The sequence below is a fragment of the Oceanobacter mangrovi genome, from assembly GCF_019740315.1.
GTDB lineage: Bacteria > Pseudomonadota > Gammaproteobacteria > Pseudomonadales > Oceanobacteraceae > Oceanobacter > Oceanobacter mangrovi.
In genome coordinates, this window is the sequence record NZ_JAHXZR010000002.1 from 493,223 (window position 1) to 507,948 (window position 14,726).

The 14,726-nt window shown below is 49.0% G+C and carries 15 protein-coding genes; 2 read left to right on the forward strand and 13 right to left on the reverse strand.

Translation table 11 applies throughout. The features are described 5' to 3' along the window. Positions 1-39: 39 nt before the first annotated feature. The 10 genes from K6123_RS06115 to rimO all read right to left on the reverse strand — a co-directional run bounded on the left by K6123_RS06115 (position 40) and on the right by rimO (position 9,637). Positions 40-2,412: a Vps62-related protein gene (locus K6123_RS06115; protein ID WP_221795194.1), complete on the reverse strand. Its 2,373-nt coding sequence runs from the start codon at positions 2,410-2,412 to the stop codon at positions 40-42. Between the two features lie 751 nt (positions 2,413-3,163). Next, entirely contained in the window at positions 3,164-3,571 is a 408-nt protein-coding gene (locus K6123_RS06120; RefSeq protein WP_221795196.1) for a ribosomal maturation YjgA family protein, read from the reverse strand. Between the two features lie 37 nt (positions 3,572-3,608). Continuing rightward, positions 3,609-4,091, reverse strand: coding sequence for a hypothetical protein (locus K6123_RS06125; RefSeq protein WP_221795197.1), 483 nt, complete (start codon positions 4,089-4,091; stop codon positions 3,609-3,611). A gap of 184 nt (positions 4,092-4,275) precedes the next feature. Next, positions 4,276-4,533: a ribosomal maturation YjgA family protein gene (locus K6123_RS06130; RefSeq protein WP_281423916.1), complete on the reverse strand. Its 258-nt coding sequence runs from the start codon at positions 4,531-4,533 to the stop codon at positions 4,276-4,278. Between the two features lie 236 nt (positions 4,534-4,769). After that, the gene (locus K6123_RS06135; RefSeq protein ID WP_221795201.1) at positions 4,770-5,387 is read right to left on the reverse strand and encodes a hypothetical protein; all 618 of its coding nucleotides are present in this window, start codon (positions 5,385-5,387) and stop codon (positions 4,770-4,772) included. 681 nt (positions 5,388-6,068) lie between these two features. Beyond that, on the reverse strand, positions 6,069-6,398 hold the full coding sequence (locus tag K6123_RS06140) for a hypothetical protein (protein WP_221795203.1): 330 nt from the start codon (positions 6,396-6,398) through the stop codon (positions 6,069-6,071). Positions 6,399-6,443: 45 nt separating this feature from the next. After that, entirely contained in the window at positions 6,444-6,866 is a 423-nt protein-coding gene (locus K6123_RS06145) for a hypothetical protein (protein WP_221795205.1), read from the reverse strand. A gap of 117 nt (positions 6,867-6,983) precedes the next feature. After that, entirely contained in the window at positions 6,984-7,391 is a 408-nt protein-coding gene (locus K6123_RS06150; RefSeq protein WP_221795207.1) for a hypothetical protein, read from the reverse strand. A 414-nt stretch (positions 7,392-7,805) separates the two neighbouring features. Next, positions 7,806-8,171, reverse strand: coding sequence for a Fis family transcriptional regulator (locus K6123_RS06155; RefSeq protein WP_246624638.1), 366 nt, complete (start codon positions 8,169-8,171; stop codon positions 7,806-7,808). A gap of 59 nt (positions 8,172-8,230) precedes the next feature. Then, entirely contained in the window at positions 8,231-9,637 is a 1,407-nt protein-coding gene (rimO, locus tag K6123_RS06160) for a 30S ribosomal protein S12 methylthiotransferase RimO (protein WP_221795208.1), read from the reverse strand. A gap of 160 nt (positions 9,638-9,797) precedes the next feature. On the opposite strand from rimO, the gene K6123_RS06165 reads away from it, so the two are divergent. After that, entirely contained in the window at positions 9,798-10,319 is a 522-nt protein-coding gene (locus tag K6123_RS06165; protein ID WP_221795210.1) for a hypothetical protein, read from the forward strand. A 41-nt stretch (positions 10,320-10,360) separates the two neighbouring features. Beyond that, positions 10,361-11,500, forward strand: a complete 1,140-nt coding sequence (locus K6123_RS06170) for a tRNA-queuosine alpha-mannosyltransferase domain-containing protein (RefSeq protein ID WP_221795212.1) — start codon at positions 10,361-10,363, stop codon at positions 11,498-11,500. Here K6123_RS06170 and K6123_RS06175 read toward each other — a convergent pair. The 3 genes from K6123_RS06175 to K6123_RS06185 form a co-directional block, all read right to left on the reverse strand. Continuing rightward, a complete protein-coding gene (locus tag K6123_RS06175; RefSeq protein ID WP_221795214.1) occupies positions 11,497-12,078 on the reverse strand; it encodes a DUF2057 family protein in 582 nt (193 codons plus the stop codon). The two genes, K6123_RS06170 and K6123_RS06175, sit on opposite strands and share 4 nt — an antisense overlap. 92 nt (positions 12,079-12,170) lie before the next feature. Next, positions 12,171-13,139, reverse strand: coding sequence for a porin (locus K6123_RS06180; RefSeq protein WP_221795216.1), 969 nt, complete (start codon positions 13,137-13,139; stop codon positions 12,171-12,173). Positions 13,140-13,370: 231 nt separating this feature from the next. Continuing rightward, positions 13,371-14,357, reverse strand: coding sequence for a TRAP transporter substrate-binding protein (locus K6123_RS06185; protein WP_221795218.1), 987 nt, complete (start codon positions 14,355-14,357; stop codon positions 13,371-13,373). Positions 14,358-14,726 lie beyond the last annotated feature (369 nt).

Genomic DNA, 14,726 nt, shown 5'->3' on the forward strand with positions numbered 1-14,726 from the left:
TTAAATTTCAAAGGGGACGTAATTACATCCCGTCACTCATTAGGTCCCCTGGGTCGATGGGGCGATATAAGGATAAGACGTTGAAAAATACAGCAAGTTAGTACCTTGTTTTCGAACCAGAAGACGAATAGAACCATCGATTCCTGAGACCAAACCGAGATTGTATTCGGCGCCAATGTCTATCCCAAGTGCCGTTGCGGAGTTAATTGTGTACTGAAGTGATGGGTTTGTATTTTGATCTGGCTGGTTGACTGGAGTGGCAGTCACATAATAGATGTTCGTAAGCGCGTTATTTGGTGGATTACTTATCCTGTATACCAGATAAGTAACACCATCGACGATCACCGGTTGTGCAGAGCTTCCTGCTACCAGATTATCTTTGGGAAGTGTGGACGCTTGTCCCCATGTCAGTTCGTGGGTTGCATGGGCGCTATCGCCGTTGGCATCTTTCTCGATTACCTTCCAATAACATTCCCGCAGGTATGGCTGATTGTTTTGAGTGTAAGATAAAAGCAATCTCTGGCCGTCATCAGTCACAACAATATAGGGGTTCGAATCCATTGTTCCAAGATCATAGGGGGCTCCTGAGTCTTGGTCGTTCGGTGTGACGAATTGCCAGTTATCGATACTGGCACCGTTATCTTCCTTGATATCGCCGCTGATCATTCGGAAGTGTTTGTTGGTATCTCGGTATACCAAATACATCTTTCCATCCATTACCGCTGCGGACAGCGAGCTGTTATAAAGCATCTTTTTGTCGCTTGTTCCTGATACGGCAGCATCCGTCCAGTTGCTGGTGCCTCCTGGATCGCTTGTATGGCTATAGTTGATAGATTTGTCAGCCCTTTGGTAAAAAACATACAAGCGAGCCCATTGCTGGTTTGCATTCATATGGAATACAGCGGCTGGAGAACTGTGGACATTTGTGGATGTTACCTTGCTTCTTGTATTCCAGCTGGTATTAGAGTTGTCAGATGATTGAAACCACAGGTTATTGCTTCTGTCGCTGTAGAAGGCGAATAGCTGGTTGTTTTTGAAATGATCGTTGACGGATTTGGCTAGCGGACTGGTGACGGTCAAGCTAGGGGAGAACATTATGCTGACCTGTTTTTTCCCATACATCATTTGCTGTGATTCAGGACTGTAAGGAACTTCTTCGCCTCGCTTCCAGTAAGACTTGGACGTTGGTGGAGTGGGGCCGTACGAAGTAATCCCGTTAGCGTAATAATGAGCGTAAGCAAGGGCCAGTGCGGCGGTTGTTCCAGAGCCGAAAAGAACTGTAAGCCAACCAAAAATATAGATAATAGGGCTGGTAATCCCTGCAACAACAGCAAGGATAATAGCAAAAGCAATCGGGTTCGCTTTGGCAAACGCAGCGACGAAGGAATGTGCCAGACTGATAAGATCACTGTAGCTATATTTCACCGTAAACGGCCCCCCCCATAAGCCGCCAAAGTCAAGCCAGTCTGGAGCTTGGGGCGGATTTCCCCCTGTCACAGTGAGACCGTCAATCGCCAATACACACAGATCTGGCCCGAGGGTACTGTCACCATTTGCTCCCTCCCAGGTATTCCATGGACCATACTTGGCGTTCATGGCGTTTTCAGTCAAATCGCAGACACCAATCGTTACATTGAGTGGTGCAAGGTGAAATGAGGGGTCCACCATTATCTTGTACTGGACATTGCCATCTTTATCAGTAACTTCTTTTTTGGCATAAATTTTTTGTGTTCCTGGAGAGGGATATGAGGCATGAGTCCTCAACCCACAGTAAACGACAGGATGGGTGGCTCCCCCGGAAGTACCCTGTACCTGTTCGGGTGTGCACCACCTCCCCCCTGAATGAGCTGCATACCACGCAGCGATGAACTCGCCGGTCAGGGATATTCGGACGGTTATATGTTCCCAATCTCCTTCGTGAGAACCAACACCTGTATCGTTCAGGCTTACTGTGGCGTCTGAGCCCCACCAACCCGCGTCAAAGCGAACGGTAGCTCCGCCGTTGAATGGGGAGAAGAACATATACTGAAGTTCGATGTAACTGTCGTTGACACCCAGAACGTGGACGTAGCATTTACTATTGGTGAAGGGACCGGGCACTCCACTGGTTGTTTCCTTGAACGCGTCCGATGTGGGGTCGGCATTTATTAAACCAATATAGGAATTATGAGTATTGTTGCTGTCGTTGGTGAGGTTTGTGTTTTTGTCTACTTGCTGGGGGTTAATTGCAGGTTTGCCATGCTCGTCTGGCGTGGCGGTAAAGAGTCCTACATTTGCGTTATTGACATAGCTTGATGCATCTTCATCAAAAAATACCTCATCTGAGTGGAAGTAGATTCGTGGTGCGAAATTTTGTATCCAGGTTTCCAGATCGCTCCATTCAATAGATGGAGTATCGGTGTCTTGAGGCATATTGAGATTCCTTTTCTGGTGTTTATTTGTATAACTCAGGCAGGAATGCAGCGAAAATCCGTTTTATGAAATCATGGTCTTACGAATTTCGACTATCTGTTGGGTTATTTCCTAAATTTATCGTAAAGATGGCTAACAAAGAGTCATGGAATGTCTATTCGAAAGCTATTTTAGACGATGATTTATTGCTCAGATTTCGAACAGGTCAGTAGGATAACTATGTTGTCAGTATTATCAATACCTTGTTGGTTAATCGATGTATTTAGAAGCTTTGTTCATGGAAATGGGTGTGCAGTACACAGGAGTTTTTATCCGACATGTCAAGGAATCGGCTTACTTCGAAGGATTGTCAGAGAGTTGTTATATGATTTGTATTTTTGTTGTTCTGGTTATTTAGAATGCTGTTTTTAGATTATTAATGGTACTTGGTTGGTCTTTTGGGAGCGTAATTTTCCTCGTCGATAAGCAAAAATAAGATTTTCTATGCGGAGTGTAAAAATACCCGCCTATATCTCTATTCGTCTTTTTATATCGGGTATGTCTGTTTGGTTTTTGTCAGGTTGTTGCTAGTAGGGGTATGTCCTCCTTGATCTTGCATTAGTGTGCTGAACGAGTCAAAAGTCGTATTGTGTTTTAACCGATTGATTTAGTCGAAGATATCAGCTCGGCCCAGATCCAGGTTGCTTGTCCAGCTTCGTTTCATAACGCCAAAGGACCCTTAGGGCAAATGCTATGGTGGAGTGTTGATCGATCAGCTGCTCTGCTGGTGGTATGAATTACCCGGTTTCTTTAGCAGATACCGGTTGATTGCTGCTCCTGTTCCTACCCCCAGTGTATAGGCGACCAGATCGCTGAGGCGAAAACCAAACCCCAACACCAGACCGCCGATGGTGGTGGCACGAATGCTGTCGATCCAGTCAGCGTGGTAAAACTGGGAGAATTCAATCCCGTAGGAAAACAGCAAGGCCGCTGAAATTTGGTTGCGAAACCGCCATTTCGGCGTGATCAGGCAGAAGCCAAAATAAACCATCATGGCCCAGAGAAAATCACCAACGTACAGATGAACAAAAAGTGGCAAATCCAGATTTGGTGATCGGCTGGATAGCCCTAGCATGATGGTGGTAATACAGGCGATGCTGTATATCAGAATGTGCCTCATGGTACTCCTTGTCATAGTATCTGTGATAGTTCCGCGATTATATCAGCCGCTTGCTTACAGGCTTCGGTATCAGATATAGCCAAATTCCTTCTGGCAGGAATGGTGTTTTGTTTAGGTCTGATATTAGTAAAATCCCATCAGTGGTGGCTTTTATTAATATCTCTTTGCTTTGTAATGTGTTTTTGGACTTGCAGAGATCGAGAGACCTGTAATGTTCAGCTGGTATTCCGGATTCTATATAAGTTATTTCCACTTGGTAGTGTAAACCTGAAGATTTAGAGATAGTTAGCCAAACCTCAGCTCCGCCAATGTCTGAATAATAATTACCCTCGTCAATGGGCTTTTGAGATGTTGAGGGCAGTGGGTGAATATCGGTACCTGCAAGCATTTCACCAGGCATTTGGGTGAGGGTGAAGCTGCTGCAAATGCCTGCATCTGCTTCCAGGGCGCTACAATCTTGCATTGTGAAAATTGTCACCAGTGTAAAAATGCCGATGACGGGGCTGAAAATATGGCTCATGCGTGATCCGAAATTTACTTGGGGAAGCAAATATAAGGTTTTCAGATGACCGCAAATGAGACGGCTTTAGCGCTTTGAAAAGGATTTTTTGCAGTTTTGTCAGATCGCAGGTATGGCCAGAAATATCCTGTGTGGATGGTTAAAAAGCGGAACAGGGCAATTGCCATGTAGGAGTGTTTGTCGATCAGCTGCTCTGCTGGTGGTATGAATTACCCGGTTTTTTTAGCAGATACCGGTTGATTGCTGCTCCTGTTCCTACGCCCAGTGTATAGGAGACCAGATCGCTGAGGCGAAAACCAAACCCCAACACCAGACCACCGATGGTGGTGGCACGAATGCTATCGATCCAGTCGGTGTGGTAGAACTGGGAGAACTCAATCCCGTAGGAAAACAGCAAGGCTGCTGCAATCTGGCTGCGAAACCGCCATTTCGTTGTGATCAGGCATCAACCAAAATAAACCATCATGGCCCAGAGAAAATCGCCAACGTACAGATGAACAAAAAGTGGCAAATCTAGGTTTGGTGATCGGCTGGATAGCCCCAGAATAATAGTGACCAGGCAGGCAGCGGAGTAGGTGGTAATTGGTTTCGACATAGAATTGTTAACGCCTGTGTTTGGAACTGGTTTGTAGCGCAGCGGAAAGCCAGCCTGATAACAGCGCTTTGTTAACCCATATCTTAGTACGGCGCCTGAATGTTTTCGAATTTATATTCATTAAAATCATGCAGAAGTATAGGTTCACTCAATTTCATAGAGCTCATAATCGTTATTTTATATAGACACCCGGTATCAGCATAAACAATTGAGTCATCCACCAAATCGGCCCATTCCCAATTTGACCTGCTGAACGTTTCATTGTCTTCATTTCTAAGTTCATGCTCGTCCCAATAGCACCCTTTGCCTTTTGGTTGAAATACTTGCTGGTGACAGATCTTAACCAGAACCCATTTCTTCGGTAATGATTTCTCGAATACTGTTTCGGAGTGCCATTTCCCCTTCTCATTCATGGATTTCAAAACCCAACCATCTCGCTGAAGTCGGTTGTAATAAACGTGAAGGCACTCTCCGCCATATTGTTTTGAGGGCTTATATGATTCATTTCTTTTAATCTCGGAAGAATCCATGAGTTGTTCATGGCCACGACCGTCATTAAGCCAAAACTCTTTTTCATCCAGGAAAAGGCCACCTCCATGCCAACAATCACCTTTTGCATATAAAGATACTGATTTAAGCCAAGGCGTTCTGCTAATTGCAGTCCATGATCCTTTCGCTTCAGAATCCCATTTGCCGTTCATGGCAAAATATATCCAATGCTTTCCGGAGGGAGATATATCAGACCTTCTTTCGTAAATTCGGCCTTTAAGCCACTGGGACACTTCGAACGTATTTTTCTTTCTATCCCACGCGAGAATACAAGTGGACTTCGAAGGTCCTCTCCGTATTACGACAGCCCGCTTACTGTCTCGCGCAACTAGAACGTGTAGTCTTGCTGGAAATTTTTCGTCTTTCATACTCGATCAGCGCAGCGCTTCGTTAGCCATTTGTCCGCATAAAAACATGAGAATCGCCGCAAAATGATTTGGAAAATCAAAGGCGGAATGCAAATGATACCTACCCAAAGATACTGATTTAGCAAGTTATTGGGTGACAGCGTACCCCCGATAACCGTTAGCGATATTGGAACTGCCACTAACATGGACGGCAACAAGGATGAGATAGAGCCTTTGATAGCAATCAATACTGACTTATTTATCCAGACGACCGGAACTAAAGTAACGAATGTAATGAACCAACCGGCCCCAAAAGGTAGAGGGAAATGCTCTGTCCAAAATGAAGTGGGCACGGTCTTCGAGAATAGAAACTGATTGGGCAAAAAAACTATTGCTAATCCAAAAAGAATCCCACTGCCTAGCATTGCCAATTTTTCTCTCTGCACAGACTCCTCCATGTGTGGCTATTCCTTATGTTTGGCCTTGTTATGTGACTTGATAGAGCTTCCACATTGCACTTTGAAAGCTAATCGTCCAATAACCGTCATCGCCGGGCAGCAAGCCAAGCTTTCCAGAAATGGTGCCATTTTCAAGTAGATCGTAATTCAGCGTTGCGACTTCAAGCTGTTCTAATGAATCTGAAGTGAAAGAGCCTTGTAGCGAATACACAAAATTCCCTTCGAGTTCGAGACAGTACTTATCGTATTCTTCAGCATTCTCATTATATGGAGTTACAACTAGCTTCAATCCGATGGCACTGAAAGTTATTTCCTGAACAGGAAGATCGTGCCATACAAATTGTTCAAACTGTTTCAATGTTCGGCTTCCTTAGTCATATGACGTTTCAAACAGGGGCGCGCGTTAGCGCGTCCCGGCCGAAGGCCCTTGCTGATTTGACTTGTTAGCAGTGACGCTGAATGAAAGCCCAAGCAAAACTACTCCGCCCACCAACTGCGGTAGCCAGTAGTGTAAAAATGGCTCCTTATCTGGTGAGAAAATACTTAAAACTACAAGCTCTGAAACGACACCAATTATTAAACCTAGACGCTTTAACCATAAATAAGACTCTACTAACGGCTTACCAGCTACATCAAAAGTTACTAGCAGCGCCGAAGCAAGACCAGCCCCACCTCCAAGTAGAAGCGATAAATATAGAAGGGTTGAAAAATGTCCTTTAGACAAATCAATTACAGTTGCCGGAACAATCAATATCATGCCGGCCATGAACAAGAGCATTGCTGGCGCAAAGGCCAAAAAGCTAAACGGATAAATTAGTACTCTCATCTTCTCTCGCACTAGAACTGCTAACGCCCCGCTTAGGGGCAAAAATACGCAGGCTAGAATTAGGAGCGAAGCGACTGGGAGCCTGCGTGTTTTTGTCCCAGTGCGCGCAGCGCACGACTACAGCGGTTTGTTAGCTGCCAATCTGCTTGTCCTTTGTTTGGCATATGAAAGTAACGATATACCAATGAAGTAGTAGATACCTGCTTGAACCACAGCTAGCCAGCCATGCTGACTATAGTAGCCAGTAAAAATACCAACAATTGGAAGTAGCATATACATAACAGCTGCAACTCTGAAGCCAAAAGGACTGATTAGTCCATTCCTAGCATTAAGGTTGAAAATGAGTTGAAAACACTTAATAAACAGCCATGCATTTAAGATTGCACAAACAGTTGTGATTAGTATGCCGAATAGAAATTTCTCTTCATCCACAGCCATAGGCATTGCGATTACGCCGAGTAAGCACAACAAGTTTATAAAAAAGAGAACTATTCCTGAAGGTATTCTAACCCATGGACTTAGCATAGACTCCTCCATAAGTGTCCTTGGCAGCTAACAGTTTATTAGTGCGCATGCGCACTTTCTGGGTGAGGATCCTTCGAGAATGCGGTGCTAACTAATTGAGGCATAAACCCAAAAATCCTTTTTCTAAAATTCCTTGTCCGGCAAATCGAGCATGCGCATTAACTCGTTTTGGCGTGCGCATTAACTTGTAAACCTTCTACAGAAGGCCTTTGGTATCAGGAAGTTACGTTAGCAGTGCCGGAGTAAGTGAGCAAGCATTCGGATAAACCACGCACGCTGGCTCTGTTGTTGATCGATATGCAGGTTATATATACAGATTTTCCCACTAAAAGAGGTATTGCTGACAGGTGCCTGGAGTACCCGTGGTGTTGATTGCTATGAGGGGGATGGCGTTGTCGTGATTGTATGTCTGAATCAATGCAACCGCTCGGCCCATTTTCCACTATGACTGGCCTTGCAGGCTTCTTCGGTATCAAAACGAACATGTTTTGGGATGTCTTTCAATTGGATGTCGATGGCGTCCAGGTGGTGTTTTATAAGGGCGTAGATCTGGTCTTTGTCGGCCAGTGCCAGATCGAGGTTGGTGTTATAGACGCAGAGCACGACGAGTGAGGCGGGGAACTGGTGATAGTTGACGGTATGTGTCAGCCATTTAAAGCCTTCGGATTCGATCTGGGCAATGTCGCAGACGTTGGTGAGGGCTTTGATGATGGCGTTGTCGGTATTCTGGTAGGTTTTCTTGTCGGCTTTTTTCATATCAGTAAATGGGTGGCTTTCCATAAAAAATCAGCGGGCTGTTTATGGCCCGCTGATTTTGTTTTTCGCTTGAATAGAGCTACTTATTCTTCGTCGCTGTCGTCTTCAAACCCGGTTGCGTGCATCACCGGGGAACCCCACAGGTCATATTCGTCGGCGTGTTCGATTTCCACGTCGATAATATCGCCAGGTTCGCACTCGAAGAATTCGTTCAGGTACACCATGCCGTCGATGTTCGGAGCGTCGCCCATGGTGCGGCCAATAGCGCCTTCTTCATCGACTTCGTCAATGATTACCGGCATGACCTTACCAACCTTGCGTTGCAGCTTGCGGGTACTGATTACCTGTTGGGCCTGCATAAAGCGGTCGTAACGCTGTTGCTGGATGTCTTCTGGTACATGGTCTGGCAGTTCGTTGGCCTTGGCGCCGTCGACCGGGCTGTATTTGAAGCAGCCAACACGGTCGAGTTCAGCTTCTTCCAGCCAGTCGAGCAGGATCTGGAAGTCTTCTTCGGTTTCGCCCGGGAAGCCAACCACGAAGGTGGAGCGGATCACCAGCTCTGGTACCACTTCACGCCATTTCTTGATGCGTTCGAGGGTGTTTTCGGCGTGGGCAGGGCGTTTCATCAGTTTCAGAATACGCGGGCTGGCGTGCTGGAACGGAATATCCAGATACGGCAGTACCTTGCCTTCCGCCATTAATGGCAGCACATCGTCGACGCTCGGGTAGGGGTAGACATAGTGCAGACGCACCCAGGCACCCATATTGCCAAGTTCGTTACAGAGGTCGAAGAGTTTGGTTTTAACCGGCTTGCCGTCCCAGAAACCGGTGCGGTATTTCAGATCGACACCATAGGCAGAGGTATCCTGCGAGATCACCAGCAGTTCGCGGGTGCCGGCGTCGACCAGGCGTTTGGCTTCGTCCAGTACATCACCGATTGGGCGGGATACGTGTTTGCCGCGCATGTCCGGAATGATGCAGAAGGTGCAGCTGTGGTTACAGCCTTCTGAAATCTTCAGGTAAGAGTAGTGACGCGGTGTCAGCTTTACGCCCTGTGGTGGCACCAGATCGGTAAAGGGATCATGTTCTTTTTTCACTGGCGGCACCCATTCGTGCACGGCAGTCATGACTTCTTCGTAAGCCTGCGGGCCGGTGATCGCCAGAATGTTCGGATTTTGTTCACGAATGGTTTCAGCATCTTTGCCTTTGCCCATACAGCCAGTGACGATTACCTTACCGTTTTCTGCCATGGCTTCGCGAATGGCTTCCAGTGATTCCTGTTTGGCGTCGTCAATAAAGCCACAGGTGTTAACCACTACGATGTCGGCATCGTCGTAGCTGTTAACCACTTCGTAGTTGTCCATCCGCAGCTGGGTCAGGATGCGTTCTGAGTCGACCAGCGCTTTGGGACACCCGAGGGATACAAACCCAACCTTGCCGCTGTTGGTTCTGGTGTCCGGGGTGGTCTTGATGTCTGTTTGATCGGTCATAGTGCTCTCATTCGGCCGCAGGGCTGCAGGATGTCATTCTGGGGAGACTGGAAATGTGACCAGTCGACAAAAGGCGCAAGATTTTACATGAGCTGACTTTGTACGTCATCGGCTGGTATTTATTATTGGTTGTGCACGGTACTTATAGAAGGATAGTTCGGTGAAAACTGCTGTTTTGAAATGCGTTGTCCTGACTTGTCTGGGCGTTTCCAGTCTGTCTGCCTGGGCAGGTAACTACTATGTTTGCCTGGATGCCCACGGTGGCAAGCTGTTTACTCAGGATACCTGCCCGCCTGGTTACACATTACAGCAGCAACGTAGTTATGACACCCAAACGCAGGGGGTCAGGCTGAATGCCAATGACCCGTCGGCCAGTGATCGTAATATCAGCGATGCCAATGAACATTTGCAGGAGCTGGAGCGTAACAATCGCAAACTGAAATTACAGCGAGAGTTGCGTGAAAATACCTACAAACTCGATACGCTCAAAAAGGATCTGGCCAATCGTCTCGATAGTTTGCAGCAGACGCATGATGGTATCGCAGGTAATAACGCTGAAAATCGTCGAGCTGCGGTCAGTGAACAGATAACCTCCCTCCAACAGGAATATCAGAGCAAGATCAGCCAGCTGAGTGCGCAAATTACAACGCAGCAAAAAGAGTTGGATTCCCTGGCAGAATAGAAATAATCAGAGCTGTGTTGGTTGATTCCCATGAGCGCCCAGTGACTGTTCGTTGTCCCCGAATTCTATTGTTGTCGGCCTATCGGTCGGATTCCCATGCCAGTTGGGCAGATTGGCTGCAGCGCAACCTGGCCGCAGACTGGCGGGTTCTGGAATTGCCAGGGCGTTATTTTCGCTGGCGGATTCGTGGCAATCCCTTGTCGTGGCGGGTGGAATTAAAGGCGCTGTTGCAAGAGTGGCAGCCGGACCGGCTGCTGGCCACCAGCATGGTGGATCTGGCGACTCTGAAAGGCCTGCTGCCTGAACTGGCGAACATTCCCTGCAGCTATTATTTTCACGAAAACCAGTTTGCCTATCCGCTAGGTGAAGGCCAGCACAGCTCGATAGATCCGCAAATGGTGCAGCTGTACGGCGCACTGGCGGCGGATGAGCTGTTGTTTAACTCCCGTTTTAATCAGCAGTCCTTTCTGGCTGGGCTGGCGGCGTTACTAAAGAAGTTGCCGGATTTTGTGCCGCCTGAAGTGACAAATGAGTTGGCGGCCAAATCCAGCTGGCTGCCTGTGGTTGTTGAGTCTAATGATTTTATACCGTTATCTTTCAAGAACGCCTATGCTGAAGCTCCGCTGATTCTCTGGAGTCATCGCTGGGAGTACGACAAGTGTCCAGAGAGATTTCTCGAATTGCTGCAGCAACTGCAGGCTGTCGGGCAACCATTTCAGCTGGCGCTGTTAGGGCCGCGTGCCGCTAAAACGCCAGCCGTGTTGCAGCAAATACGCGAGCAGTTTGCCGATCAGATTGTGGTCGATGGCAAGGTCAGTCGGGCCGACTATTGGCTTTGGCTGGAGCGGGCGGATATTGCGGTGAGCACTGCCTGTCACGAATTTCAGGGGCTGTCGATGCTGGAAGCTGCGGCAATGGGCTGCTTACCCCTGGTGCCGGATGATCTCTGCTATCAGGAACAGTATCCGTTGCTGTGTCGTTACCCGGCCGGTGATAGCCGAGCGGCAGCGGAATCTTTGCAGAAGTTGCTGCAAGTCCGGCAGCAGGGCGGTGCCGAGTGGGAAATGCTGCAGCACTGGCAACAGCATGAGTTGCCAGTCTGGTTGTCTTCAACGAATGCCTCCGCAAGCGTCGAAAGCGCTGAGCAGCGTTGGCAGCACTGGCTGGCCTTCAAGTGTTAGTGCTGTTGTAGCCACTCCCGAAAGGCTTGTTGCTCGGTGGCTGAACTGGCGTTCCACAAGTCCTGCAGCTGTTCCAATCGGGTGACTTCGGTTTTTTCCTCGCCACTCACCAGATAACTGACCTGATCGGTTTGTTCGATCACGGCCTGGCCATCAATGCGGCCACTCTGGGTTTGCAGCCAGATTTCCGGGCTGGTTTGCATGGCAAGTGCCCGGTCGCGGTTGGCGATAGCCGGGTGCTGCAGTCGATAACTGCCGTCTGAGCGGAATTCGTAATCAACTGCGACCGGTGCTGACTGGATGTAATAACCGGATTCGTCGGTGCTGTTCCAATTGGCTTCATAACGAACCACGATACGTTGGCTGCCGGGGTTGACCTTGAGCTGGTAGTTGCCGGTGTAGAGGTTGGGCGAGTTCAAATTATGGCCGTTGACGGACAGCACGTTCAGAGTCGATGGCACTTCGATGTTAATAGTACCGTTACCTATGCTGACGCCAGACTCCGGCTTCAGACTGCTGCCAGCACAGGCGGCCAGCCAGCAAGGTAGCAGCAGTGTCAGTAATTTAGGCAGTTTCATATCTGTTCCTTTGGCTGGGTGTTACGGATTGGGCAAGGTTTGGAGCAGGGTCCCGGCATGCCGGGACTCTGGTTTACAGAATCAGGCTCGCCTTAAAAATCGAAACGGGCGCCCAGCTGCATATAGTCACTGCTGGTGCTGCTGCCGTTGGCATCGTCCAGTTGTTCGAATGAGGCCCAAACCTGGAACGCCTTGTCGAGGTAGTGAACGTATTCGGCCTTGATGGATTCACGATCCTGGCCATCGCAGCTGTTAACGGCGTAGCGGGCATGAACCAGGTGGGCGCCGGTTTTGTAGCCGCCGTAAACGCCATTGGTGCTTGTGTCTTCGCCAGCGCAGATGTTGCTGGTTTTGTAGTCGAAGTTCTTGTCGGCGCGATGGGTAAAGGCGGACAGGGTCAGGCCGTCCTTGTTGTACCACACGCGGGCACCCAGCAAGCCGGCGTCCTTGTCGCCATTACGGCCAGCGTTGTTTTTGTCTTGTACGTAGGCGATCTGGCCTTTGAAGGCCCCCATTTTATACTCGGCACCGGCCTGGATGGTGTCGACGTTATTGCCGTCCTTGTCTTCGGTTTGCACACCGGCACCAAAGGTGAAACCACCGTTTTTGTAGTAGTACTGGGTCAGACCATCGTCGCGGATGGTGTACATACGCAAGCTGTCGGCACCGTCGCTGAAGTAGGCGCCGCGCACGAACTTGTGCCAGACGGTGGTTTGCGAACCGTGGTAGATCTCACCAAAGCTGCCTTTCAGGCCCAGGTAGCCCAGACGCAGTTCGAGCGGAGCTTTCTGGTCGTAACCAATTTCATACTCGACTTGGGCGACGGCGGTCAGGCCGTTATCCAGTTCCTTGCTGGCTTTAACGCCGATGCGTGACAGTTCATCTTCACTCGACATGGCTTCTTCTTTTTTATCCAGCGCGATGCGGACAGAGCCATAAAAGTCGACTTTCGGTTCGGCGGCATAGGCAGAAGCCGTCATCAGCGCCAGGGACAGAATGGTTGCTGTTGTTGTCGTGATGCGTGTGGCGACAGAGGCCGTAGTCACAGGAGTCATTTTCATAAATAACGCTCTCAGGGTCGTGTGTTGTTGGTTTGTTTTTATTGGCCGGTGGTTAGCCGGTTTACGCACGTGACTGACCCTCACTGGCTGGCGCAGCGGATTGACAGGCGTGACAAGGCCGCGCCTGCAAGCCATGCGGTTGCAGCGTGTTCAGAGAAGGATCAGGGGAGTCCGTTGTGCCGAAGCCAGGCTGGCTCCGGCGCTACGGAAAGTTTTTGCTCGCGTCAGCGATTAATTGTTGGCTTCGAGGGCGGCACCAATCAGGTCGGCACCAATCTCGTCAGCAAACATGTTCCAGACGGGTTTCATGGCTTCGACCCACTGCTGGCGTTCTTCAGCAGAGATCTTGATGACTTCGGTCTTGCCGGAGTCGATGATTTGCTGGCGATCTTCGGAATCTTTTTCCAGCGCGATCTTGTTGCCGTAAACGATGGCTTCGTCCATGGCGACTTTCAGTTTGTTGCGAACATCGTCAGGCAGGCCATACCAGAATTCAGAGGAGGTCACGACCATGTAGTCGAGCAGACCGTGGTTGGTTTCGGTGGCGTATTTCTGAACTTCAAAGAATTTCTTTGAATAGATGTTAGACCAGGTGTTTTCCTGTCCGTCGATCGCCTTGGTTTGCAGCAGCGTGAAGACTTCAGAGAACGGTTTTTTCAGCGGAATTGCCTGCACGGCCTCGAACTGCGCCTGCAGTACGTCGGAAGTCATGATGCGGTACTTCTTGCCGGAAATGTCAGCCGGGGTACGAATCGGATCATTGGCCGTCAGTTGTTTCATGCCGTTGTGCAGGTAACCCAGGCCAACCAGCAGCTTGCCTTCCATTGATTTCAGCAGCTTCTGGCCTTCAGGGCTTTGCTGGAAACGATCAACGGCTTCGATGTCCTTGAACAGGAATGGCAGGTCAAACAGTTGCAGTTTGGTGGTGTATTTCTGGAACTTGGACAACGCCGGGGCAGCCATTTCAACATCACCCAGCTGCATTGCCTGCAGCACAGTGGAGTCGGTGAACAGCTGGGAGTTAGGGTAAACCTTGACCTCAACCTGGCCTGGCAAGGCGGCTTCAGCCAGTTCCTTGAACTTCAGCGCCATTTGACCTTTGGGCGTGTTTTCAGCCACAACGTGAGAAAATTTGATTTCGATGGGTTTGGCAGCAGCTTGCTGAAATGGCAGCAGGCTTGCGCAGGCCAGAACGGTGGCAGCAACGAAGGCTTTCATTGTATTTCCTCAATCTTATATTTGTTTTGATACGCTGACGGGGCAAACAGCTTGCGTCCGGTCGCTGATTGCTGACATAGCAGTCAGCGTGCCAATACAAATCAGATGGAACTTTTTTGCTTTTTGCCAAGGCAGCCAAATACGCTTACCCTGACTCGGGTGTTGGTTGGATCGGTCGCACCCGGAAACGCTGCATCCCGCATTGCTTCTGGCTTCAGGCGATTCCGGCACGATTTGTCGGGCAGCGGGTTGAGAGCGTAAAACCCGTGCCACAAAATTTCGAACAGGTGTTCGCCCAGCGAGCGGATACCGGATGCTATGGTACATTTTCACCTCGCCGGGGTGGAGATCACCACGTAAAAAATAATA